The organism is Vibrio lentus (assembly GCF_030409755.1).
GTDB lineage: Bacteria > Pseudomonadota > Gammaproteobacteria > Enterobacterales > Vibrionaceae > Vibrio > Vibrio lentus.
Genome location: NZ_JAUFQE010000002.1, coordinates 2897166 through 2920646 on the forward strand (window position 1 = coordinate 2897166; position 23481 = coordinate 2920646).

27 protein-coding genes are annotated in these 23481 nt (G+C 44.5%); 7 read left to right on the forward strand and 20 right to left on the reverse strand.

Translation table 11 applies throughout. From position 1 onward, the window contains the following. Window positions 1-44 precede the first annotated feature (44 nt). Entirely contained in the window at window positions 45-899 is an 855-nt protein-coding gene (gene ubiA / locus QWZ07_RS21530) for a 4-hydroxybenzoate octaprenyltransferase (RefSeq protein WP_017111731.1), read from the reverse strand. Then, a complete protein-coding gene (locus tag QWZ07_RS21535; protein ID WP_165689586.1) occupies window positions 900-1439 on the reverse strand; it encodes a chorismate lyase in 540 nt (179 codons plus the stop codon). It lies immediately after the preceding gene. Window positions 1440-1601: 162 nt separating this feature from the next. On the opposite strand from QWZ07_RS21535, the gene QWZ07_RS21540 reads away from it, so the two are divergent. Then, window positions 1602-2009, forward strand: a complete 408-nt coding sequence (locus QWZ07_RS21540) for a flagellar basal body-associated protein FliL (protein WP_017111730.1) — start codon at window positions 1602-1604, stop codon at window positions 2007-2009. Window positions 2010-2097: 88 nt separating this feature from the next. On the opposite strand, the gene glpG is transcribed toward QWZ07_RS21540, so the two are convergent. From glpG to ftsY, 6 genes are all read right to left on the reverse strand, one after another. After that, window positions 2098-2940 (reverse strand): rhomboid family intramembrane serine protease GlpG, encoded by an 843-nt coding sequence (gene glpG, locus QWZ07_RS21545; RefSeq protein WP_192853970.1) that lies wholly within the window; start codon window positions 2938-2940, stop codon window positions 2098-2100. A 41-nt stretch (window positions 2941-2981) separates the two neighbouring features. Further along, window positions 2982-3302 (reverse strand): thiosulfate sulfurtransferase GlpE, encoded by a 321-nt coding sequence (glpE, locus tag QWZ07_RS21550; protein ID WP_017104726.1) that lies wholly within the window; start codon window positions 3300-3302, stop codon window positions 2982-2984. A 416-nt stretch (window positions 3303-3718) separates the two neighbouring features. Continuing rightward, window positions 3719-4576 carry an RNA polymerase sigma factor RpoH gene (gene rpoH, locus QWZ07_RS21555; RefSeq protein WP_029223651.1) on the reverse strand — a complete coding sequence of 286 codons (858 nt, stop codon included), beginning with the start codon at window positions 4574-4576 and terminating at the stop codon, window positions 3719-3721. Window positions 4577-4753: 177 nt separating this feature from the next. Further along, window positions 4754-5722: a permease-like cell division protein FtsX gene (ftsX, locus tag QWZ07_RS21560; protein ID WP_029223650.1), complete on the reverse strand. Its 969-nt coding sequence runs from the start codon at window positions 5720-5722 to the stop codon at window positions 4754-4756. Continuing rightward, window positions 5709-6386, reverse strand: a complete 678-nt coding sequence (gene ftsE, locus QWZ07_RS21565) for a cell division ATP-binding protein FtsE (protein WP_004736585.1) — start codon at window positions 6384-6386, stop codon at window positions 5709-5711. The genes ftsX and ftsE overlap by 14 nt, the downstream gene beginning before the upstream one ends. Before the next feature lie 77 nt (window positions 6387-6463). Then, complete coding sequence (gene ftsY, locus QWZ07_RS21570) at window positions 6464-7765, reverse strand: signal recognition particle-docking protein FtsY (protein ID WP_192853971.1); 1302 nt, start codon at window positions 7763-7765, stop codon at window positions 6464-6466. Window positions 7766-7995: 230 nt separating this feature from the next. Between ftsY and rsmD the strand changes: the two genes are divergently transcribed. Beyond that, entirely contained in the window at window positions 7996-8598 is a 603-nt protein-coding gene (gene rsmD, locus QWZ07_RS21575) for a 16S rRNA (guanine(966)-N(2))-methyltransferase RsmD (protein WP_192853972.1), read from the forward strand. A 10-nt stretch (window positions 8599-8608) separates the two neighbouring features. Then, window positions 8609-8875 carry a DUF1145 domain-containing protein gene (locus QWZ07_RS21580; RefSeq protein WP_009848233.1) on the forward strand — a complete coding sequence of 89 codons (267 nt, stop codon included), beginning with the start codon at window positions 8609-8611 and terminating at the stop codon, window positions 8873-8875. 142 nt (window positions 8876-9017) lie between these two features. Here the strand turns inward: QWZ07_RS21580 and QWZ07_RS21585 are convergent, their stop codons facing one another. From QWZ07_RS21585 to QWZ07_RS21600, 4 genes are all read right to left on the reverse strand, one after another. Then, window positions 9018-9602: a YhgN family NAAT transporter gene (locus QWZ07_RS21585; protein WP_029223649.1), complete on the reverse strand. Its 585-nt coding sequence runs from the start codon at window positions 9600-9602 to the stop codon at window positions 9018-9020. A 218-nt stretch (window positions 9603-9820) separates the two neighbouring features. Next, on the reverse strand, window positions 9821-10057 hold the full coding sequence (locus tag QWZ07_RS21590) for a YecH family metal-binding protein (RefSeq protein ID WP_017111725.1): 237 nt from the start codon (window positions 10055-10057) through the stop codon (window positions 9821-9823). A gap of 90 nt (window positions 10058-10147) precedes the next feature. Then, window positions 10148-10768 carry a lysoplasmalogenase gene (locus tag QWZ07_RS21595; RefSeq protein WP_029223648.1) on the reverse strand — a complete coding sequence of 207 codons (621 nt, stop codon included), beginning with the start codon at window positions 10766-10768 and terminating at the stop codon, window positions 10148-10150. A 926-nt stretch (window positions 10769-11694) separates the two neighbouring features. After that, entirely contained in the window at window positions 11695-12069 is a 375-nt protein-coding gene (locus QWZ07_RS21600) for a hypothetical protein (protein WP_029223647.1), read from the reverse strand. Between the two features lie 244 nt (window positions 12070-12313). Between QWZ07_RS21600 and QWZ07_RS21605 the strand changes: the two genes are divergently transcribed. After that, entirely contained in the window at window positions 12314-12643 is a 330-nt protein-coding gene (locus QWZ07_RS21605; RefSeq protein WP_004736596.1) for a DUF2500 domain-containing protein, read from the forward strand. Window positions 12644-12712: 69 nt separating this feature from the next. Here QWZ07_RS21605 and QWZ07_RS21610 read toward each other — a convergent pair whose 3' ends face one another. The 7 genes from QWZ07_RS21610 to rhtB form a co-directional block, all read right to left on the reverse strand. Continuing rightward, a complete protein-coding gene (locus QWZ07_RS21610; RefSeq protein WP_102353449.1) occupies window positions 12713-13726 on the reverse strand; it encodes an acyltransferase in 1014 nt (337 codons plus the stop codon). A gap of 154 nt (window positions 13727-13880) precedes the next feature. Beyond that, complete coding sequence (arsJ, locus tag QWZ07_RS21615; RefSeq protein WP_102353448.1) at window positions 13881-15101, reverse strand: organoarsenical effux MFS transporter ArsJ; 1221 nt, start codon at window positions 15099-15101, stop codon at window positions 13881-13883. 101 nt (window positions 15102-15202) lie between these two features. Further along, window positions 15203-15712, reverse strand: coding sequence for a cyclin-dependent kinase inhibitor 3 family protein (locus QWZ07_RS21620; protein ID WP_170960653.1), 510 nt, complete (start codon window positions 15710-15712; stop codon window positions 15203-15205). 181 nt (window positions 15713-15893) lie between these two features. After that, on the reverse strand, window positions 15894-16895 hold the full coding sequence (locus QWZ07_RS21625) for an ArsJ-associated glyceraldehyde-3-phosphate dehydrogenase (RefSeq protein WP_192853973.1): 1002 nt from the start codon (window positions 16893-16895) through the stop codon (window positions 15894-15896). A 41-nt stretch (window positions 16896-16936) separates the two neighbouring features. After that, window positions 16937-17278 carry a metalloregulator ArsR/SmtB family transcription factor gene (locus QWZ07_RS21630; protein WP_102281228.1) on the reverse strand — a complete coding sequence of 114 codons (342 nt, stop codon included), beginning with the start codon at window positions 17276-17278 and terminating at the stop codon, window positions 16937-16939. A gap of 99 nt (window positions 17279-17377) precedes the next feature. Next, on the reverse strand, window positions 17378-18598 hold the full coding sequence (locus tag QWZ07_RS21635; protein WP_065112031.1) for an EAL and HDOD domain-containing protein: 1221 nt from the start codon (window positions 18596-18598) through the stop codon (window positions 17378-17380). Window positions 18599-18642: 44 nt separating this feature from the next. Further along, a complete protein-coding gene (rhtB, locus tag QWZ07_RS21640; RefSeq protein WP_029223645.1) occupies window positions 18643-19260 on the reverse strand; it encodes a homoserine/homoserine lactone efflux protein in 618 nt (205 codons plus the stop codon). An 81-nt stretch (window positions 19261-19341) separates the two neighbouring features. On the opposite strand from rhtB, the gene QWZ07_RS21645 reads away from it, so the two are divergent. Both QWZ07_RS21645 and QWZ07_RS21650 read left to right on the forward strand, forming a co-directional pair. Continuing rightward, window positions 19342-20322: an alpha/beta fold hydrolase gene (locus QWZ07_RS21645; RefSeq protein ID WP_102281231.1), complete on the forward strand. Its 981-nt coding sequence runs from the start codon at window positions 19342-19344 to the stop codon at window positions 20320-20322. Window positions 20323-20512: 190 nt separating this feature from the next. Continuing rightward, complete coding sequence (locus tag QWZ07_RS21650) at window positions 20513-21340, forward strand: Cof-type HAD-IIB family hydrolase (protein ID WP_192853974.1); 828 nt, start codon at window positions 20513-20515, stop codon at window positions 21338-21340. An 87-nt stretch (window positions 21341-21427) separates the two neighbouring features. On the opposite strand, the gene QWZ07_RS21655 is transcribed toward QWZ07_RS21650, so the two are convergent. Beyond that, complete coding sequence (locus QWZ07_RS21655) at window positions 21428-21895, reverse strand: EVE domain-containing protein (protein WP_102269105.1); 468 nt, start codon at window positions 21893-21895, stop codon at window positions 21428-21430. Window positions 21896-21934: 39 nt separating this feature from the next. On the opposite strand from QWZ07_RS21655, the gene QWZ07_RS21660 reads away from it, so the two are divergent. Further along, a complete protein-coding gene (locus QWZ07_RS21660; RefSeq protein ID WP_192853975.1) occupies window positions 21935-23479 on the forward strand; it encodes a COG3650 family protein in 1545 nt (514 codons plus the stop codon). The last annotated feature ends 2 nt before the right edge of the window (window positions 23480-23481 follow it).

Here is a 23481-nt window from a genome sequence, read left to right on the forward strand (position 1 = left end):
CCAATGGGTGCCTTTTTATTTGGAACGGATTCAATAACCAAAACTTACCAGAAAGTAATGAATAAGCCTGCTGTCACTGCCATTCCAACATAGTTGTTGTTTAGGAAAGCTTGGAAACATAGGTCTCGGTCACGATGACGCATCAAATGTTGTTGATACACAAACAAGCTACCTGCCACCAACAATGCCCAATAGAAGGTATCACCCAACTGGTAATGCATACCTAAAGCAATCAACATCGCCAGTGTCACTAATTGTAAGAAGCCAACGATAAGCTTATCGAAGCGGCCAAATAAAATAGCGGTCGATTTGATACCAATTTTAAGGTCGTCATCTCGATCCACCATCGCATATTGCGTGTCGTAGGCTATCGTCCAAAGCGCATTAATCACGAAAATAAACCACACTACATTTGGCAGTTCATTGGTTTGAGCAGCCCACGCCATTGGAATCGCCCAACTAAAAGCTAATCCAAGAAACAGTTGTGGAAGATGTGTAAAACGCTTCATGAAAGGATAGATAAAGGCTAAGCCAACACCGATAACAGAAAGCTTAATCGTCAGCGGATTCATGGTTAACACCAACAAGAATGAAACCACCGCCAATACTAAGAAGAGTAATATCGCTTCTTTACTGGAAACTAAACCTGAAGGTAATGGGCGCTGCTTGGTACGTTTTACATGACCATCGACCTTGCGATCGGCAAAGTCATTGATCACACAGCCCGCCGAACGCATCAACACAACGCCAAGTACGAAAACAACCAAGACATCAAAATCTGGCATGCCTTGTGCGGCAATAATCAGAGACCATAAGGTCGGCCAAAGGAGTAATAAGGTACCAATTGGGCGATTCATTCGCGTTAACTGCCAATACGCTTTCGCTTTGGTGGCCAGCATTTACACATTCTCCTTAGAGTAAATTGGGGCTGTGGGTAAAAACAGCTCTGCCACAAGCATTGGCTTGTGGTTCATCCATAATCGAGAGCGGCGAGCGAGCAATCGCTCATCACCTGCAATAACCCATCCGACTTGCAGCGCATCTCGCTTCACGTTCTCCGCGCTGAAAACCGTCAAACCAAGCGGGACATTACCTTGTTGAGAAAGGTCAGAATGCTGATCGTCTAGCGTGACTCTGGGAATTAAGGTACGACCTAACACCCACGGGGTATCATCACCTTTTAAAATCACTTTACGCAATAAGCAATCAAACGATGATAAAAGATGTTCCTCGTCTTGTTGTAGCCTTGAGCGTTCTACAACTTGGTTATGAAGCAACTCAACAGACAGGTGCTGACAGCTCTTGCCCAACTTACGGGAAAGAGAACCTTGCTCCATCAGCCACTCTTTGGTGGTTTCATTAGGAAAATCAAATGTTTCTGTACTTTGCCAATCTACATTCATTAACGAATTAAGATACAGCGATATTGGCTGATTCATACTAGTATTCAATAGGTGACTTTACACGTACAATAAAGCTTCAACTTTCGAACAAAATTAAAGCGTTCTTCGAATTGTAAACGTATTTAGATTTAGACCGCTCATTGTAACAAGACTAATGCGTTTCGAATATCGCGAATAAACTAAAGAAAAGTCACAAATATGCACAAACGTTATGTAGCCCAAATATTTCTTGCGATTAGCCTTCTTTTTTCAGCATCAAGTTTTGCAGAGGAAGAGTCTGGGCCTAAACTCGCCTACTTCACACTAGAGCCAGACCTCACTACCAATTTTTACACTAAAGGTAAAAATCTCGGCTACATTCAGGTACGCCTCGACATCATGGTAGCAAATAGTGACGACCTAGCGGCCATTGAACATCACCAACCTTTGATTCGTGATGCGGTGATTGAATTACTTGGCAAACAAAACGAAGAAACCATTAAATCTTTGTCTGGTCGTGAAGATTTAAGAAAAAGCCTAGTTGAGCACCTCAACAAGATTCTGCTTCCGGAAACAGGCAAAACGATCATTGCTGACTTACTGTTTACTAAATACCTCTACCAGTAACAGTCATTACTACTAGATTCCCAATAAAAAAGCGGCCAGTGGCCGCTTTTTTGTTTTTATCGTTTCTCTATCAATGAGAGATCATCATTTAACTTATTGCTGAGTTCGGCGCTTTCATTGCATCAATAAAACCAATGATCACACCAGCCGCTAAACCAGCTAGATGCGCAGTATTGGCGATGGCCATGAACGGCTGCATATAACCTAAGACTAACCAGACCAACATAAAGCCGACGATTTGTCTTGGGATACCGAGGCCAAGCTGAGGTGCTTTTGCACCCACTACCCACAAATAACCGACCAACGCATACACCACGCCAGAAAGACCACCAAAGTTAGCTCCCTCAACCCAGTATTGTCCAGCTCCTGAAAGTGCAGAAGACACAGCAAAGATCTGAAGCAGTTTGAGACCGCCTAACTTTTTCTCTATATCTCCGCCCAGTTGCCACCACCACAAGATATTGAATGCGATGTGCATAACAGAGAAATGTAAAACAGCGTGACTTAACCAGCGCCAAAGCTGCCATTGTTGTCCATCAACCGCAGGAAAATGTAAGGCGTTAAAGATTGCCTGACCAAAACCTATCTGCTGCAGAGCAAAAATAACGACACATACCAGCATGATGCTGAGTGTTACTGGGCCTGCTTTTGCTTTTATCATGCCCATGAAGCTCGGGGTGTGATAATGAAAATTGCTCTTTCTGGTTTCTGCCATATCCCAAGACGCGGCTTGGTAGCGTTTATGGTTTGGCTCAGACAAGAAACGATTGAGCTCTGATTCCGTCTCGACCTGATACTGACCATCCGTCAACCAAAGAGCAAAACGCCCCTCACCTTCAGGAGACATTTGAATAGGGATCTGGCGAGAAGCCATGTAATCAATAAATGCTTGAGCAAGACGCGGGTTGTCTAACACCATCAGTCTAATCATTATCACTTCCTATTCATTCTACTGAGAAACGTTTAACGCAACTAACCAGCGTTCACTGGAAGTTCTGCGCGATGCCAGGCTTCAAACCCACCATCAACACTATATACCTCTTCGAAGCCTTGGTTCACTAAATATTGTGCAGCGCCTTGGCTACTGATGCCGTGATAGCACATCACCAAAATAGGCTGTTCAAACTCAACTTCATCCATGAACGACACCATCGTATCGTTCGTTAGGTGATAAGCGGTTTTAGAGTGAGCGACCGCAAAAGACTGCGGATCGCGGATATCGACAAGTCGAGCTTCACCTTGCTCTATAAGGGCTTGAGCACCTTTAACATCGATATGTTTAAACTGGTCCATAACTTTCTCTTTTATGCTGATTTACTTTGCTGCCATTGTAACCTATCCCAAGGCTAACAATCACATCCACTTAATAAGGTTATCCACCAGCGATCACTTTTACACCGATTGTGGATAAACCTGTGAATTGCGTGAATAAAGTGGTTTTTGAAAAATGGATCCACAACATATAGTAATGATCCTGATCTAGCTGTGGGTTACTTAAAACATATCCCCACACCAAAAACCCTTCCAAAGCCTTACTACACCCTGCTTTTAGACAGCTGACGAATAAACTTCTCACAGAGTTATCCACAAAATCACAATGCAAATATCGATCGCAAAAGTTGAGAATTCGATCCAAAACAAAAAGGCCGAGATCTCTCGATCTCGGCCTTTTCAAATTCTAACTTTTTATGCTGCTGTTAGTTTAGTGCTTAGAAGTCGCCAACGGCTTGTTTCAACTTCTTCATGGCATTCTTCTCTAACTGACGTACACGCTCAGCAGAGATGCTGTAGGTATCCGCTAAGTCTTGCAGGGTCGACTTGTTATCATCCAACCAACGTGAGCGCACAATGTGCTGGCTACGTTCGTCTAAGCTCTTCAAGGCGAGCCCTAAACGATTATTGGTATGAGATTCCCAGTTAGCCGCTTCAACCGTTTCTGCAACGTCTGACGCTTTATCTTCTAGGTAATAAACCGGAGCCGTGTAAGCAGAACCGCCTTCGTCGTCATCCATCGGAGCTTCAAAGGTTGCATCTTGTGCCGCTAAGCGAGATTCCATTTCACGAACTTCTGAAGGCTCAACGCCCAGTTCACGCGCAACAGTCTCAACTTCACCGTTATTGAACCAGCCTAAACGCTTCTTAGATTTACGCAGGTTAAAGAACAGTTTGCGCTGCGCTTTGGTTGTCGCAATCTTAACGATACGCCAGTTACGCAGTACATATTCGTGAATCTCAGCTTTGATCCAGTGAACAGCAAAAGAAACCAGTCGAACACCCACCTCAGGGTTGAAGCGCTTCACCGCCTTCATTAGGCCGATGTTACCTTCTTGGACGAGATCAGCCATTGGCAGCCCGTAGCCAGAGTAGCCTCTTGCAACGTGCACCACGAATCTTAGGTGTGAAAGGATCAAACCTTTCGCAGCATCGATCTCACCTTTGTAATGTAATCGCTCTGCAAGTCCACGTTCCTCTTCAGGCGTCAGCATTGGGTAGCTGTTCGCTGAACGGATATAGCTATCTAAGCTATCTTGTGTGACTAAAGCCATTTGATACGATTGGTTTGCCATTCGGTTCCTCATCAATCTCTGATCTGGAGTAATATATCTATTAAAACCCGACAATCTTGAACCTAAAATGAACAGGATTCAAGAAGGGGGAAGTAATTATGCATAATCAATTCGTCTATACAAGGTAAAAACTGATTAAAAAGTGCCTATTTATCGTCTAAATATGACTCTATTCAACTAAACAGGTTCAATTTCTTTTAGGTGGCGCTGTGCGGAAAGCTTCGCAGCCACGCTACCTAATAGGGTTCCAACGATCAAAAGTAGTAACGATTCGTCCCAACTTAAGCCAATCAGTCTGAAGTGACTATCGTAAAGCTGAGCTAAATCATCAACCGCGCTATTCAGTAAAACAGTTATCAGCGCCGTCATTACCCAAGCACAGATCGCACCTAACACACCAAACCACATTCCAGAATAAAGGTATGGGCGTAAAATGAAGCTATCGGTAGCACCAATCAGCTTCATGGTTTGAATCTCTTCTTTATGCGCCAACACATTAAATCGTAATGTATTGCCAATAATCAAAAACACCGCGCCCAGCATAAGCACGGTTAATGTAATCACGATGACGGCCGCCAGTGCTTTAATCGCATCCAGCCTTGCAAGCCAATCTTCATCTAAACGAACATCGGTCACAAGCTCTTGCTTCTTAACCTTGCTCGCCAATTCTTTGATTTGCGTGTCGTTGTGTACACTTGGCGTAATCACCAACACACCAGGCAACGAGTAATCATCTAAAATCGTCAGTGCGTCATCAAAGCCAGAATACTTGCTCAGATCAGCAAGGCCTTGTTGTGGTGAAATGTATTCAACCAACTCAACTTGATCCCAACCTTCTATCTCATCTTTAAGCACTATCACTCTAGGCTCAGGAATTCCATCCTCAACGTAAGCACTGATTTGTGACGGACTAGTGACGTCTTTAGCCACTTCTCCAACGTTTTTACCTAATAAATATAAGCAGGCAGGCATAGCCAAGGCCATAGAAATAACAGCCAGCGTCAACAGGTTGCCGATTGGGCGTTGCCACATTTGCGAAAAAGATGATTTGGCTTGTTTCCAATGAACAACAAAAAAGCCGTCACTAGCAGCACGGCTAGTGGCTCGATTAGATTGAGGTTTTTTAATGCGCTTATTCGCGGCCATAGTCTTCAACCTCACTCAAAAAGCCTTGGTTTAATTCAAGATGACGGTATTGAGGGCGAGTGTTCACTAACCCTATATCATGCGTCGCTAGGATGATCGTGACACCCGCGCGATTGAACTCTTCAAATAAACGAAGGACACGGTTCGACAATTCAGGGTCTAGGTTACCGGTGGGCTCATCCGCTAAAAGCAGAGTTGGACGATTAACCACAGCGCGAGCAATACCGACTCTTTGCTGCTCACCACCAGAAAGCTGGCTTGGCAAACAACGAGCTTTGTCTAGTAAGCCGGTTTTATCCAACGCAGCACTGACTCGGCGCTTTATTTCATTTTCAGAAATAGATTCAATACGCATAGGCAGTGCAACGTTATCAAAGATAGAACGATCCATCAGCAGGCGATGGTCTTGAAAGACAATCCCAATATTACGGCGTAAAAAGGGAATGTCTTTGGCTGGTATACGAGTGATATCGTGATCGTTAAACCAAACACGGCCATCCGTTGGGCGCTCAATGGCGCAAATCAACTTCAGCAAGGTACTTTTACCAGCACCGGAATGCCCGCCTAAAAATGCCATCTCTCCACGTTTGAGGTGAAAGTCCACTTTTTGGAGTGCCTGGCGTCCGCCTCGGTAGGCTTTACTCACTTGCTGAAATTTGATCACCGAAAATTCCTCTTACGATCACTCATATCAAACTTAAAACGGTAGCAGGTTAAGAATAAACCACTTTGCTACACGAGTTACTCTTCACGACTAAATAGTGCTTCAATAAAGTCTTTCGACTCAAATGGACGTAAGTCATCAATGCCTTCGCCCACACCAATGTAACGAATTGGAATCTGGAACTGATCAGCAATTGAGAAAATCACACCACCTTTCGCCGTACCATCTAGTTTAGTTAGCGTAATACCCGTTACCGGCGCTACTTCACTGAATAGTTTCGCTTGGCTGATCGCATTCTGACCAGTGCCAGCATCTAGCGTAAGCATGATTTCGTGCGGTGCTGAGTCATCAATTTTCTTCATTACACGAACAATCTTGCGGAGCTCTTCCATCAAGTTGCTCTTGTTCTGCAAACGGCCCGCAGTATCAGCAATCACGACATCAACACCACGCGCTTTAGCGGCTTCGATAGCATCGTAGATAACAGAAGCACTATCTGCGCCAGTATGTTGAGCAATCACAGGAACGTCATTACGTTGTCCCCAAACTTGAAGTTGCTCTACAGCTGCTGCACGGAAGGTATCACCTGCCGCCAGCATCACTTTTTTGCCTTCGCCTTGGAATTGTTTCGCCAGCTTACCGATAGTGGTCGTCTTACCCACACCGTTCACACCCACCATTAAAATAACGTAAGGCGTTTTCGTTGTATCAACCACAAGAGGCTGTTCAACTTGGCTTAGGATTTCTGCCATCTCTTCTTTGAGCAGACCATATAGAGCTTCACCATCTTTTAGGTCATTACGAGATGCTTTTTCTGTCAGGTTTTCAATGATCTTAACGGTAGTATTCATACCCACGTCAGCGATCAGAAGTTGCTCTTCTAGTTCTTCAAACAGATCTTCATCGATTTGTTTGCCTTTGAACAAGCCAAAGAAGCCAGCACCGATATTCGCTTTTGTGCGGCTTAGGCTGCGCTTAAGACGCGCAAAAAAGCTTTCTGTTGGCTTTTCTTGAACTTCTTCAATCTTAGTTTGAGGAACAACAACGTCTTCCTGTTCTGCTTCTGCTTCTGCTTCTGCTTCTGCTTCTGCTTCTGCTTCTGCTTCTGCTTCTGCTTCTGCTTCTGCTTCTGCTTCTGCTAGGACAGGTTGTTGCTCTTCTTGAGTTTCTTCAAGTGCTTGATCTGATTCAGCAAGCTCAGATTCAACTGACTGAGTTTCAGTTGGCTTAGCTACTTCAGCTTCAGTCTCGACTTGTGATTCAACTTCAGTTTGCTCTTCAACGTTTTCTACGTTCGCTTCATTCTGAGTTTTTGGGCTTTGTTCTTCTTCACCAAAACCAAGCCACGATAATAATCCGCGCTTCTTTTTTTCCGTCATCAGAGGAGTTTCCTAGATCTACTAATTAACTGCATTGACTTAATGCACGTCGACTCTTTGCTATTGTTATACAATACAAGCTTGTACAAACGAATAGTAAAGAAAAATGACAAAGCAGTGATAAGTTTGCTTTTAGCTTGATACACTTTGTCATTGCAAATTTATTTAATACCCGAACCCAACTAAATTGGGCTCGGTATAGTATCACTTTATTAGCGGTCAAAAAATCTATGGTAAGACGTCGCCAGCAAAACACATCACAAAAAAAGCCATCCGGAGGCTTTGTTCGAATTATTAGTGGCTCATGGAGAGGTAGAAAACTGCCCGTACATGACTTAGAAGGCTTACGCCCGACCATTGATCGAGTAAAAGAGACTCTCTTTAACTGGGTAGCACAAGATATCCCACACTCGACCTGCTTGGATGTATTTGCCGGTTCTGGTGGTCTAGGTTTTGAAGCGGCTTCTCGCCAAGCAAAATTAGTGACGCTACTAGAAATGAATCAGAAGGCCGCTAAGCAGCTTTCTGATAATGCAAAAGAGCTCAAAGCAGACAACATCAACGTGGTAAACACCGATGCGATCTCTTTCCTCAAAAAGCCGGGTACTCCTTACGATATGGTCTTTCTTGATCCTCCATTTCGTAAAGGCTTATTAGCTGAAACTGTGGAGCTTCTTGAGAGCAATGGCTGGCTTGCCGACAATGCCATCATTTACGTTGAGACAGAAAAAGAATTACAACTCGAAGCAATGCCAGAGAACTGGGAATTGCATCGCGATAAGACCACTGGGCAGTCGAGCTACCGTCTGTTTAATCGAACCACTGAAGAATAGGAGTTATTGAATGAAGTTCTTGCTTCCATTAGCCAAAGCGGCCATCGCCTTTGTTTGGTTTATCTTAATCGCAAATATTTTCTACCCATTCCCAGGTAATGCTGCGATTGCGCTTTATATCATGACAGCATTCTTGTTCTTCATGCACGGCCTGCAGATGCTAATCTTTATCGGTGCTTTCGGCGATAAGATCGAAATGTCACGTTGGGAGAAGTGGTCAATATTGATTTTCGGAGTCTTTGCCCTACTCGATATCCGACGCAAACACATGATGTAATCGAGCTAAAGGCTAGATATACAAGCTCCAGTACACAGTTCTCGATACAGAAACCTAGTGACGAGAAAGATAAATACAAAAACGCCGCTCATTTGAGCGGCGTTTTTTATTGTTCGAGAAGAAATTGAACGGTAAGAAAACACTAAGACATATAACTTTTCACACCATCTAGGAACATTTGAGTCGACAGCATAACCAACAGTAAGCCCATTAAGCGCTCTATCGCCTTCAAGCCTCTCTCACCAAGAATACGCAGGAAGAAACCATTAAACATAAGAATGAAGAAGGTTACGCCCCATGCCAGTAAAACCGACAGAGACAACTCAAACATCTGGTCTGGGTTTTGAGTTGCCAAAAGAATCAGCGCAGCGATAACCGATGGGCCCGCAATCATTGGAATAGCCATAGGCACGATAAACGGCTCTTCACCCGCGGCTAGGCCTGTGATGCTACCTGCACTTGGGAAGATCATCTTAATCGCGATGATGAATAGAATGATTCCGCCAGAAATACTCAGAGTTTCAGGCTGAACGTGCAGGAAGTTCATGATGCTTTGGCCAGCAAACAAGAACAACAACAGAATAACCAGTGCAAACATCAGTTCGCGAACAAGAACAATACGACGACGCTTAGGATCGATATGCTTAAGGATTGAGAGCACGATTGGCAGATTACCAAGCGGGTCCATAATAAGAAACAGCATGGTTGCTGCAGATAAAATTTCCATAAGTTTGTCTCGAAAAGCGTAAGTGCGCGGAGTATAGCAGCCTCAACATTGATTTTCGAACGCAGTAATAAACGAGTTAACTTATGCTATTTAGAAGGGAATTTAACGAGAGCAAATAGAAAGGTAGAAAGGTAATTTAAAGAGTGGAACCGAAAAGATAGCATCCACTCTTCTTATCTATAAAAGCCAAAAGGCTCTAAAAACCAAATCATTGGTAATTAGTGGTTACATACACGTTCGCGATTGGTGCAAAGCTTATCATCGACAACCACAACCTTTTCCATCTTCAGGAAAAACTTAAGTAGACCATCCAAATCTAAACCACTTAGCTTACAAGTATGGAAACGAGCTTCTGTTCCATACGTTTGAGCGAGTTCTTGTGTTAGCTCTTCGCGAGTCAGTGGCTTCTCACTAAGCAGGTTTAAAACGTTGTGTGCGTGAATTTCAGTCGTCATAACTCTATCTCATGTTTAATGAATCAAATGTAGAGTACCGATTTTCAGCGACGCTGCCTTGATGTAGCTCAGAGTTGAGGGGGCTCTATCCTAAATGGTTAGAGATGCCACGATAAGAGCATGAGCGAAGAAGTAACTGCCCGTTACCCAAAGATAAGCACCCTTGATTGGACTACGATAACAATTTAGAGCATACGCCAATGCAGAAAGCAGCAGCACGCTACAGCCAGCAAAACCAACCGCATGTGATAGCTGAGGCTCAAGCAACCAGAGCTCACCAGAAGCCCATGCAAGCTGAATAAGCACGATGCCCATGATAACCACAGGAAAGACGAGTTTATCTAAGCGAGGCAGAAGTAAAAAGAAAGCAACGACACAAGCCGCTAACAATAACGCAAACAACCACCAAACCATCTCTCCTGAGAGTTGTAGCCAAAATGCCTTGCTATAACAGAGTTGAGCCAATAAAAAACAGACAAAATGAAGCGGTCGTTTTTGAGTCACCGTATGCAGAACATCAGCCACCGCCGAGATAGCTAAGCCAGCGACAATCCAATAAGTATATTCAGCAACGATCGATTGAGTGACCGCCAATACCGCCAACAAAACAAAGGTAAACACCTTGTACACTAAGGCCTGACCGATATGTCCATGTTTCGTCCCTGCTATCGCTCCGATACCAGATAAAGAAACCGCTAACCAACTCCACATACCAATTGCCCTATTGCTTTAAAACGTCGCCAGTCTAGGCACACGAGTGTTGATGTAAAGCCTCAGCCCCTCAAAATTGGATCTTGATTACGCTTCCACTAAAAAGAGCCTCTTTCGATTGAAGTCCTAACAATTACCGTCGTGATATTGGTTATTAGTTTAAAACTAGAGCGATTCACCGTAAAACTCATTTAAAACGACGTTACAGGACTCAGATTTCAATTTTAGACACTTCTATATCATTGAAACCCTAATAAACCGTTAAATACCGTCAAAAACCACAACTAAAAATTAAAAATCAAACCAATAAAAAACACTAAAAACAATCACTTAAATTAAACAATCCAGAGTTAACCAGCAAATAAAAACCTCGAGCGACCCTAGGTTTATAAAGTGAATAACTTGTTTTATTTATACCTATAATTGTCAGAGTTTCCCAAACCTCGTGTCAAAACAACCACCAAAACCAAGCCAAAAACCCAGAAACAAAACCAAATCAAACCTCGCCACCACCAACCCCTATTAATACAGTTTAACAACCTTTAACAATATAAATTACACATAACAACCATTATAAAACAGCAACTTAAATCAAATAAGAACAAACATGAATCACAACGAACAAAATAAGAACACACCAAAAAACACAGTTAAACAGAGTCAAACAAGCCAAAAACTAATAGTTTTCTACTACTTTTGGAGCTTTCGAAAGTAATTCTTGATCTAAACCTATAAGTGGGCTATTCTTTAAAACATAGCGAGAGACAACCAAATTTAGGAGTAGTGTTATGATTTCATCTTCGCAAAGACAAGGACTTGTAATGATCGCGGTAGTTGTAGGTCTAATGACACTACCGATGATGTACTAAACAAGTTACAGATAAAAAAAGGGACGCCATGAGCGTCCCTTTTTTTGTTCAATTTTTTCACTTCGAAAACAGATGCAGTGTTAGCACATCCCAGTTCGCATAATAGAAACCCGCGGCAGCTAAAGTCATTGCCATCATCAGTAAGATCGCAACTCGCCAGATAAAACGACCGCTTCGTGGAGTCAGCTCCTTCTCACAGTCGTTACACATCATGATGAACTTATGTTGATCTTCCAACTTAGCCTCATGTTCATTGACTACCTTATTACGACACGTTGCGATATAACGCAGCTTGATTACCATATCGTGCGGTAGCCTTTCTTCGCAGCTTGTTACAAGCTCATGCAATCCTTCGCCTTCAGCGTGATATTGAAGCCTCAATAATTTCTCTATATTGCGAGTTCTTGTCACCACTTTTTCAATATCGGTCATCTTGGCCCTCCCACTCCACACTATAATTCTAGTCGAGCATTTCCCTATTTTTATACTAAATCATTGCTATTTACATAAGAAAGAGACAATAAATAACAATGCTTTATCCCAAAATTGCCATTAAATGTGATATCAGCCGAAAAATAATCAGCTTAGCTTACAGCAGTTCACGAATAGCGGCTTTAAACACATATCCCTATTGCCCGAAAGACTAGAATAACCATCACGACTACATGGAGGTTATATGCCTAATTCACTCTTTTTTGCCATCTTTGCACTTGCCGGTTTAGCGGCTTGGGTATTTATTGGTTTCTATCGAAAGCACTCGCAAGGTGAAAACGCGCCAGAAAAGAAAGTGAACGTCACGGTATTAGATAAACAATCTATCGACCTTCCTGACGCAGAGCCGGGACAAGAAGATCAAGAGTACTGGATTTACGTTCAACGTGGTGTCGTGGGCCCGAAACGAGAATTCCAAGTCGGTATCCACTACTTCCATGCTCTTAACCCTGGTGACAAAGGAACCTTAACTTACCAAGGCGATAAGTTCTTACACTTTGCCTTGAAGCGCTAAATGCTAGCCGCTTCAACCACTACCATAGAACAACCCATCATCAGCTGCCAACAGCCTTAGCACTCACCGCTAAGGCAATAGCCAACGTGTTTTCTCTGACTTAGAGACCAACCAACTCATCCATAAAGCCCCTGCACCACTGATCACTATCCATAATGGAATCACCCAAGCAGGATTTCCTTGGTACCAACCGAACTCTTTCATTGGCCACAAGAAAATTGGGTGCAACAAATAAATACCTAAGCTGTGCTTACTGATAAAGCCAACCACTTGATTACTTTTCTCAGATAACCCTTCACCATAGTAACGACACACCATAAACACCATGCTCGCCGCCAGCACCGTATTCAACGTTTTATAAGATAACCAACGCCCTACCGTGTACTCTTGTGCGACCAAACTCGCATCAACCACCATGTAGACTGTGGTCAACAACGCAAGGCCACCAAGCCCCACACTCACACCAACGGTTAATTTGTTAAGCGGTACCTTCTTGTATAACAGGTACCCCAGAGGCAAGTAGCCAGTATAAAGCCATAACTCATGACTCCATGGGCCATCGATTCTTAGTAAGAACAGTAACGTCGTGAACAACCACACCGCCGTGAAGCCATAGACAGCTTTGTCGCCATACTTTCTGACCATGATCTGTAAGAAAGGAATCACAAAGTAGAGCGGGATAAAGTAATAGAAGAAACCAAGATGGTAGTACGTGTAGTGGTGATAGCTATTGAGCAACACCTCCCAACTCACGTCAGCATCAAAGCCCATCGCAGACCAACCTGACAGGTAGGTATAGAAAAGCGACCAGACGATGAAAGGTATCAATACCTTACCTAGACGGCGCTTGAGATAATACTTGGCGTCAAACGGGCGCTGATCGCTCAACATCAACGCACCACTAATCAAAATAAACACGGGCACAGCCCAACGACTGAAGCCATTAACAGTGATTGCCGTTAACCACTCGCCGAAAGGAATGGTTCCTAGTTCGTTGCGATAAGGCGCCAAAACATGAATCGCGATAACCGCTACGGCCGCGACACATCGTGCTAAATCAAAAAAGAGAATTCGCTGCTTCATGTAAATGCCTGATTAATATTCAATCATTCTACTATAGCAATAAAAAAGCTGACCGGAATAAATACCAAGTCAGCTTATTGTTAAAGGAGAAGCATATCGCGAATTAAGATCGTTCGACTTTAGATTATGCGGCTTTAGCTCTTGTGAATGAAGCTCATGCGGCTGACGCTTGCGGCACCTTAGGTAAACGCAAAGAGATCACCGTCGTTATAGCTAAGAACGCGAACGATACCCACAAACACGCAGACAAACCGGCCATTTGAAATACCAAGCCCGACAGAATGGTACCGATTAAACGACCCATCGCATTTGCCATATAGTAGAAACCAACATCAAGCGACACTCCATCCCCTTTCGCATAACTCACAATCAGGTATGAGTGAAGCGATGAGTTCACCGCAAAGATGGCACCAAATACCATCAAACCACCGATGATAACCAATTCAGGTTGCCAACCGATCTGTACCGCATAGGCAATACCAGCGGTCACAATAGCCAATGCACCCGCCCACAATAGTGCCGCATGGCCATCAGGCACCTTGCCTTGCGCTTTACCGGTAATCTTAGGTGCAATGCCCTGTACAAAGCCGTAAGCGATGGTCCAAGCCGCTAAGAAGCCACCAACCCATGAGTGATCCCACCCAAACACGCTGCCTAGATAAATCGGCAGAGCAATCACAAACCACACGTCACGAGCACCAAATAAGAACATACGCGCTGCCGATAAGATATTGATGGATTCAGACTTAGAGAAAATTTGTTTGAACTTAGGTTTGGTTTTCGCTTTACCCATGTCCGCTTCTAAGCTCACTAAACTGCCAATGAAGACCAATGTCAGCACAGCAGCCATCGTTAGCACTGCGTATTGGAATCCAATCGTCGAAAGCAGTAAACCACCAATAAAGAACCCTGCACCTTTCAGTGCATTCTTAGATCCGGTCAGAATCGCAATCCACTTATAAAGCGCACCCTGCTGCTCATCAGGAACCAGAGTCTTAATCGAGCTTTTAGCACTCATCTTATTGAGGTCTTTAGCGATACCAGACAACGCCTGCGCGGCCATGACCCAAGGGATGGTCAACATTGCGCTTGGCACCGCGAGCATACCCAAGGCAACAACCTGCATCCCTAAGCCGATGTTCATAGTTTTATTGAGGCCAAGACGCGCGCCTAACCAACCACCGATTAGGTTAGTCACCACACCAAAGAATTCATAAAAAAGGAACAGTGAGGCGATCTCTAACGAACTGTAGCCAAGGTCATAGAAATACAGAACCACCAGCATACGAAGTGCACCATCAGTAATGGTGAAGTTCCAGTAGTTGAAGGTCACCAACATGTATTGGCGAACGCTTTTGCTTAGGTTAGCGAACATAACATCACACCTATAAAAACGGAGAAAAGCGAAGTAAGAAGAGTAGATAGAGCTTTTGGACCATGATGTTCCAAAAACTCTTGTAACTGCTAAGTGCGATGTTACTGAGCAGCAACACCTTGAATGTAGTCAACCTGAATTGACTTAGTAAACGCGCCCGGACGCAGTGATTGTACTTCTTGAACAATCTTACTCAGATCCCAACTCTTCTCTAACAGCAGGTGTGCAGCCAGCAAACCAGTACGGCCAGAACCGCCCATGCAGTGCATTGCTACCTTGCCGCCGTTATCCACCACTTGGTGTAGCGCTGGGCTCGCCGCCTGCCATTTCGCAGCAAAATCAGTACCCGGTGCACAATCGTCTTCGATTTCGATTTGGAACCACTGCATGCCTAGTGCTTGCGCTTTCTCGCCTAGCTCAGCAACATTCTTACTTGCCAGCTCTTCACTGTCTAGAGCCGTCACAATCGCTTCCACGCCTTGCGCTTTCAGCTGCGCTAGAGATGCATCTAGGTCAGCGCCTTTAGTGCCTGGGCACGGAGTAAGCACTAACGCACCTGTTTTTAAATCTAGTTGCCATGTTGGGTGTACTTGAGAATTCGTCATCGTAATCAATCTCTTAAAATTCTTTTGTATATAGACCGGTACTCAAAATAATTGGAGTTGCAGCTAGGCAACCAGTAAGTTCAGCCCTATGAGCATAGGGGTTCTATGTGATTAGGGCGGCCGGCGCTCCGGTGAACTTATGAACTTACGCAGTTAACAACGCTTGCAGCTTCAAGTATGAAGAGTATTAAGCTAGGCCAACTGTACGTACTAGCTCTGCCGTACGTGTCGCGTAACCCATCTCGTTGTCGTACCAAGCGTAGATCTTAACCATGCGCTTACCCACTAACATGGTTGATAGTGCATCTACGATGGTTGAACGTTGGTCGCCTTTATAATCGATAGAAACCAGTGGACGCTCTTCAAAACCAAGAATGCCTTTTAGTTCGTTCTCAGACGCTTCTTTCAGCATCGCGTTGACTTCTTCTGCCGTGGTGTCTTGCTTCACTTCAAAGATGACGTCAGTTAGAGACGCATTAGCTAGTGGTACACGAACCGCATGGCCATTGATGCGGTTTTCAAGCTCTGGGAATATCTCAACAATCGCTTTAGCACTGCCTGTTGTTGTCGGAATAAGGCTCATGCCACATGCTCGTGCACGACGTAAATCTTTATGGGGCGCATCAAGAATAGTTTGCGTATTAGTTAAATCGTGAATAGTGGTGAAAGCTGCATTTTCGATACCCAGCTTCTCGTTGATTACTTTAACCACGGGCGCGAGACAGTTGGTTGTACAAGATGCTGCGGTTACGATTTTATGTACTGCTGGATCGAAGATATTGTCGTTCACACCGACAACGATGTTTGCAATGCCTTCTTCTTTCACTGGCGCCGATACCACAACACGCTTCACGCCTTGCTCAAGGTATTTGTTTAGGAAAGATGACTTACGGTGAACGCCGGTCGCTTCAAGGACAACATCGCAACCAGACCAATCGATCGCATCGATGTCGCGCTCTTGCGTAGTTCTAATGCGTTGACCGTTGATGATCATCTCATCGCCTTCAACCGCAACTTCGTGGTTCCAGCGACCTTGAACCGAATCGAACTCAAGAAGGTGAGCCAATGTCGCGGTGTCGCCAGCCACATCGTTAATCTGTACGAACTCAATTTCCGCCCAATCAAACGCTGCGCGAAGTGCTAAACGGCCGATACGACCAAAACCATTAATACCTACTTTGACTGTCATTTTCTGTTCTCTCAGCTCGTGGTGAATCTAAAAATATTAAATTAAACGCAACATTGAGGGCGTGAAGTCATTGCTTCTAAGCGCTCACTATCTTGTTGGTATTCCGTTTTCAAACAGTTCGATGCGATAAGGTCATCGATTAACTTTAGCATCCAACCCGGTAAGTCTTGTGATAGGCGGTAGAACACCCATTGCCCTTGGCGAACGTCAGTTAAAATGCCGTTTGAACGCAACTGCGCTAGGTGACGAGATACCTTTGGCTGACTTTCTTGCAATGCCTGAGTTAGCTCACCAACAGATAAGCACTCATTGCGCACTATCAACATTAAGCAACGCACTCGCGTCTCATCAGACAGTAATTTGAAAAATTGGTGAGGAAGCATAACTACATACTCATATATGGATATGCGTATATATTAATTATTAAAAAACGCACGTCAAGGCGTGCGTTTCAATTGTCATAAAAGTTTAACGAAGAGAAATCAGAGCTGGTTGGTTACGTTATGACTCCAGCGTTGGGCTTCGGTGAGCTCGGTTTTGACCTGATCAACATTCAGTCCCAAGTGAGCACAGTGCTTATCAATCTGTTGCCAATCCGCATGCTCAAAGCTCTCTTCAAGCGCTAAAAGCGTCCCGTATGGCCCTTCTCTACGTAACAAAGCGACCTTGATGGTTTTAGATAATGGGAGTTGTTCAACCAAGTTTTCTAGCGATAAATCTAACAGGGCATCGAGCGACGAAAACAAACCAATCATGAAGGCTTGTTCAGCATGCCCTGAAAACGGCTGATAGCGGGACATGCGCTGACAGAACTGAGCACGCTGAAGCGATAAACTGTATAACTCTTTCGGCTTTTTATCTGACACGTAAGAAGCCACCGCCAGCGAAACAAACATTTTAAGTTTTTCTTGCCCCAGATAAACCAAGGCCTGACGGAAAGAAGAGATCGTCACTTCAAGACGCGGCGACATGGAATTTACGAAGCGTAAAAGCTTGTATGACAACGCCACATCTTTGGCCACGATATTTTCAACTCGTTGAAAATCGACATTGGCTTTACACACTTCTTGAAACAGCTCCATAGCAATCACCTGCTCCGGGCTAATGTACTTGGTTTTGACTATTTCAGGCTTACTGAAGAAGTACCCTTGAAAAAACCGGAAGCCCGCTTCTTTGGCTTGTTGGAATTCTTGTTCGGTTTCGACACGCTCAGCAAGAAAGCTAAACTTCTTCCCTTCGTGTTTTCTTACCAGTTCACACGCTTCATCCAAGCCCATCTGCATGATATCGAGCTTAACAATATGTGTGTATTTTAGGAAACGTTCCCATTCTGGCGTTGAAGTAAAATCATCTAAGGCAATCATATAGCCCGCTTGATGCAACTCTTTCACCGCTTCGAGCAATTCGTCCGTCGGTTGGCAGGTTTCAAGGATCTCAACCACGACCTTGTCTTTTGGCAAGCTCAAAGGCAACCGGCGAATCAGGCTTTGATAAGGGAAATTAATAAAACAACGTGAAGATGGGATCGAAGGGTTAAGCCCAACCGACAAGAAGTTCTCAACAATCAAACGATACGTTGCACGATTAGACTCAATATGCGCAGGATAGGCATTCCTTTCTCCGTCGCGAAACAACAGCTCATAACCAAGCGTGTTCTTCTTACGATTTAAGATAGGTTGTCTAGCAACGTAGGTAGCGGTCATTTATTGATAACTCTATTGGTTTAACGATAACTCTATTGCCTAAACTAAGCTTTCGCGGCAGCCAGCAAAGCACCGCAGCCCATGAACATACCACCAAATATTTTATTTATCTTACCCATTACACGATCAGAACGAATAAAACGTCCCATTTGTGAAGCTAATGAGGTGTAACCCAACATAACCACGCTATCAATGAATACAGTGGTTACACCAAGTACTAATAGCTGTGGAGCCTGAGGCTGTGTCGGGTCGATAAATTGAGGAAACAGGGCCACCAAAAACACGATAGATTTCGGATTGGTTAAATTAATAAGCACGGCATTGCGCAGTAATCTTCCGCTCGATAATGTTGTGCTCTCTTCTGAAGCCACCAAGCTAGAGTTATCACGCCACTTTTGAATGCCCAACCACAAAAGATAAGCCACACCGACCCATTTGATGATAGTGAAAGCCAATGCGGATTGAGCGACTAGTGCACCAATGCCCGCACCCACCAGCATGATGTGGAATGCTAGACCAAGCTGTAAGCCTGCGATCGACGCGAGTGACTTCTTGGTACCATAACTTAGCCCATTGCTGATTGAATTAACGGTACCTGAGCCCGGAGCCAAACTAAACAAAATCGCCGTGACGACATAAGCAAGCCAAACATGAGTATCCATTTGCATTTCCTTACTAGTTCTTTAATCTAACAACATTAGTAGCGATGACGCTCTCACATGCATCAGTTCAGGTAATTTCCCATGGAAAACCACAGTGCCGCCCCTGTTTCATACACGCAAGAACCTGAGTTCGAGCAAGCGATTAAACACCCGATCCCTGCCCTTTGGCAACAACGAAAAGATGGGTATATCACATCATCTGGTAAAAAGAAGCTGTACTGGTGTAGCTTAACCTCACCGACGCACACCAAAGCCATTGTGATTTCAAATGGTCGCATCGAATGCTGCTTAAAATACCAAGAACTCTTTTACGACTTCTATCAACAAGGCTATGACGTTTATTCATTTGACCACCAAGGTCAAGGCCAGTCGGAACGTATGGTAACAGACTCTGACATTGGTCACATTCATGAGTTTGATGATTACGTATCAGACATGTCCGACATCATTAACAGTTTTAATCTTAGCCGATATTCCAATCGTTATCTGCTAGCGCACTCAATGGGCAGCACCATTGCTACTCGCTACCTACAGACCAACCCTAACCACCCATTTGACAAAGCGACTCTCTGTGCTCCCATGTTTGGGATCAATACTGAATGGTACTTCAAGCCCATCGCGATGGTTGTTGGACAAGTACTCACTGCTTGCTATACCAAACCGACTTATGCCCCTGGGCAACAAGCGTATTACTCCAAGCCATTCGAAAATAATTTACTTAGCCACAGCAAGGTTCGTTACCAGTGGTTCCGACGCCTGTATGACGAGTCACCTTCTTTGCAAGTTGGCGGACCAAGCACTCGCTGGGTATGGCAAGGGTTAATGGCTGCGAAGCAGGCAATCCAACAAACTCGTCAAATCAAAATCCCGCTGCTATTGATTCAGGCCGGAAACGAGAAGATTGTCAGTAACGATGCTCAATTGAAGTTCATCAAGAAGCTGAAGAAAACCAACTCAGCTTGCCAGTTTAAGGCCATTGAAGGATCTAGGCATGAGGTGTTGTTTGAAAAGGATGAATATCGTAATCAAACACTGGATGCCATTAATCAGTTTTTTGCTTAATGTCAGCGGGATAACAAGAGGCGCGACGAATAAAAAAGATAAGCGCTAAAGAGGAAGAGAAGTAAGTGAGCTTTGCCCTCTTTTCTTTCGCAGATTTGGCATACAATTTCTGCATAGAGATATTGTACTTTAGAGGATGCTAGCACTGGCTAGTGTCGATATCAGCTAAGCATTTTGCAATGAGGGTTAAATGACTATTCCTGCACTAAAAGATTCCGTGAAAATCGTTGCCTCTGATTTAGATGGTACGCTTCTGGCTCCCAACCATCAGTTAAGCGCTTTTACCAAGCTAACACTTAAGAAGTTACACGACCAAGGCTACACCTTTATCTTCGCGACCGGCCGCCATCATGTAGATGTTGCTGGTATTCGTGAGATAGCAGGAATTCCGGCGTATATGATCACTTCAAACGGTGCACGCGTGCACGACCAAAATGATCAACTAATGTATAGCCAGAACGTGCCTCAGGATTTAGTTCAGCCTGTTATTGATGTGGTTCGCCAAGATCCAAACATTTTCATTCACATGTACCAGAATGAAGATTGGCTACTGGACCGTGAAGACGAAATGCTAGCAAAATTCCACAGTGAGTCAGGCTTTAGCTACAAGCGATTTGAAGCCGACAAAGCACCAAGTGATGGCATTGCGAAAGTCTTCTTCACGCACCCAGAGCAAGACCATGAGTATCTGGTCACATTTGAGCAGAAGCTAAAAGACGCTTTTGGAGACAAACTCAATATCGCCTTTTCAACACCTTGGTGCTTAGAAGTCATGGCCGCTGAAGTCTCTAAAGGGCATGCCTTAGACGCTGTTGCGAAATCACTCAATCTGAGCCTCGAGAACTGTGTTGCCTTTGGTGATGGTATGAATGATGCTGAAATGCTCGCAATGGCTGGTAAAGGTTTAGTCATGGAGACTTCACACCATAAAGTGAAAGAAGCGCTACCCAATAATGAAGTAATCGGCAGTAATGCCGACGATGCGGTTGCGCACTACTTAGAAAAGCACCTGCTTTAATCTAATCTAGTCAAAGATATCTGAATAAATAAAAAGGCAGCCAATGGCTGCCTTTTTTGAACCTTACGCTAAAAGCTTCCTCTAACGCTAACGAGAACCGAGTACTTCTTTCCCTAAGATCGCCTGCCACTCCTGCTCAGTAACAGGCATGATAGATAAGCGATTGCCTCGTTTAACCAGCGGCATTTCTGCTAGCTCAGGCATAGCTTTCAGCGTTGCTAAAGGGATCAAGCGCTCAGTTACTCGCACAAATTCGACATCAACCATTATCCAACGCGGATTCTCTGGCGAAGATTTAGCATCATAGTAATCACTTTCTGGGTCGAATTGAAAATGATCTGGATAGGCTTCTCTGGTTACCTTAGCGATCCCTGCTACGCCAACTTTTTTGCATGATGAATGGTATATCATCACCAGATCTCCAAGCTTGACGTCATCACGCATCATGTTTCGAGCCTGATAGTTGCGTACACCCTCCCAACAAGAGGTTTTTTGCACTCTAAGAGTCTGAATAGAGAAGGTGTCGGGTTCTGTTTTAAATAACCAATATGCCATAATAAATCCAATTAACGGTTGCTCCGAGGAAGATATAACATGAAGGTAATGAAAAACCCAGTGACATGGCTAGTCGCATTCGCTTTACAAGGCTGTGTATCGGCTCCAGATACGCCGCAACAACCTGAATTACCACCAGCAACCTTAGATGAACCACTGAGCATTCAACCGCAAACCTTCATCATGCGTGGTCAAGTTGTGGTGGGTCATGAAAGCCGAACTTTCACGCCTTGCGGCAGCCAACAACAATACTGGTTAGATTTATCACCAGAATTAGCGCTCGAAGCACAAGGGCTGGCAACCAGACCTTATCAAGCCTTATACGGCGAGCTTATCGGCCATTTAACCGTTCCTAGCCAAACGGGATACAATGCCGACTTCACCGCACGCTTCGTAGTTGACCAAGTCAATGTGCTAACGGCAGAGAACCCTGAACGTTGTGACCAACCACTTCGCGCAACACGCGCTTTTGGTAACGAACCTTACTGGTCAGCAACCTTCGATAAAGACCAACTCAAATACACTAAGATGGGCGAAGAACCTCAGCGCCTCGATATCGAATCAAGCCGCACCTCACCAAGCACTCGCGACTACCAGCTTAAAGGTAATCAGGGACAAGGTGAGCTAAACCTTAAAAAGGAGAGCTGCAGCGATGGCATGAGTGACTCTATCTATGGCTGGCACGCCAAACTTAATCTCAATGACAGCAACTACAATGGCTGTGCAATGGTGGCCAATCAAGATCCAACGCTGAACTGGAGTGGACTCTACTTCGCAAGCTCAACGCAGAACACTGGCTTCTCTATCAACCTAGAACTCAACGACGACCACAGCGCTATTACAACTTACTCGTACAGCAATGGCGATCCTTCTATTGTTGAACAGGGCTTCTGGCAGCAACTTAACCAAAATCAGGTACAGGTTGTGATGACTCGCCACCAGCAACAGTACTTAATCTCTGAGCGCGTCTTCACACTCGATAACGGCAAACTGGTCGCTGAAAAAGAGAAAGTGGGCAATGTTGTCTACCCTATTGCCAATGGCGGTCTAGTGCTATTCGAAGCTAAGGGTACACAAGCGCAGGTTAATACGACCACCAACGTTGATCTCACCGCAAAGCAGATAAACTCGAGTGATCAACTTGATCAAAAAGTCGACCAAGCGATCCGTGAGTATTTTAAGATCAACAACACCGAACCAGACAATACTCAGTACCGCTGGCTAACCTACGATCTGAACGGTGATGGCAAAGAAGAGTTGTTTGCTCAACTGAACTGGTGTGGCTCGGGTGGCTGTACATTGCTTATCTTTGAGAACCACCAAGACAACTGGCGCTTCAATAGCCGAGTGACACTGGTTAAAGGCGATATACGCTTAGGAAAGTCGCAAAATCATGGCTGGCAGGATCTGATCTTCAATGTCAGCGGCGGTGGAGCAACACCTGCGAAGCACACGCTGTCTTATACCGGTGTTAGCTACCCACTGAATCCAAGCGTCGCTCCAGTTGCAAATGATGCTGATATCAGCGATGTGGTTCTGTTTGCTGATGGCGTATCAGCAGCACAAAGCGGAGTTAAGCTATAACC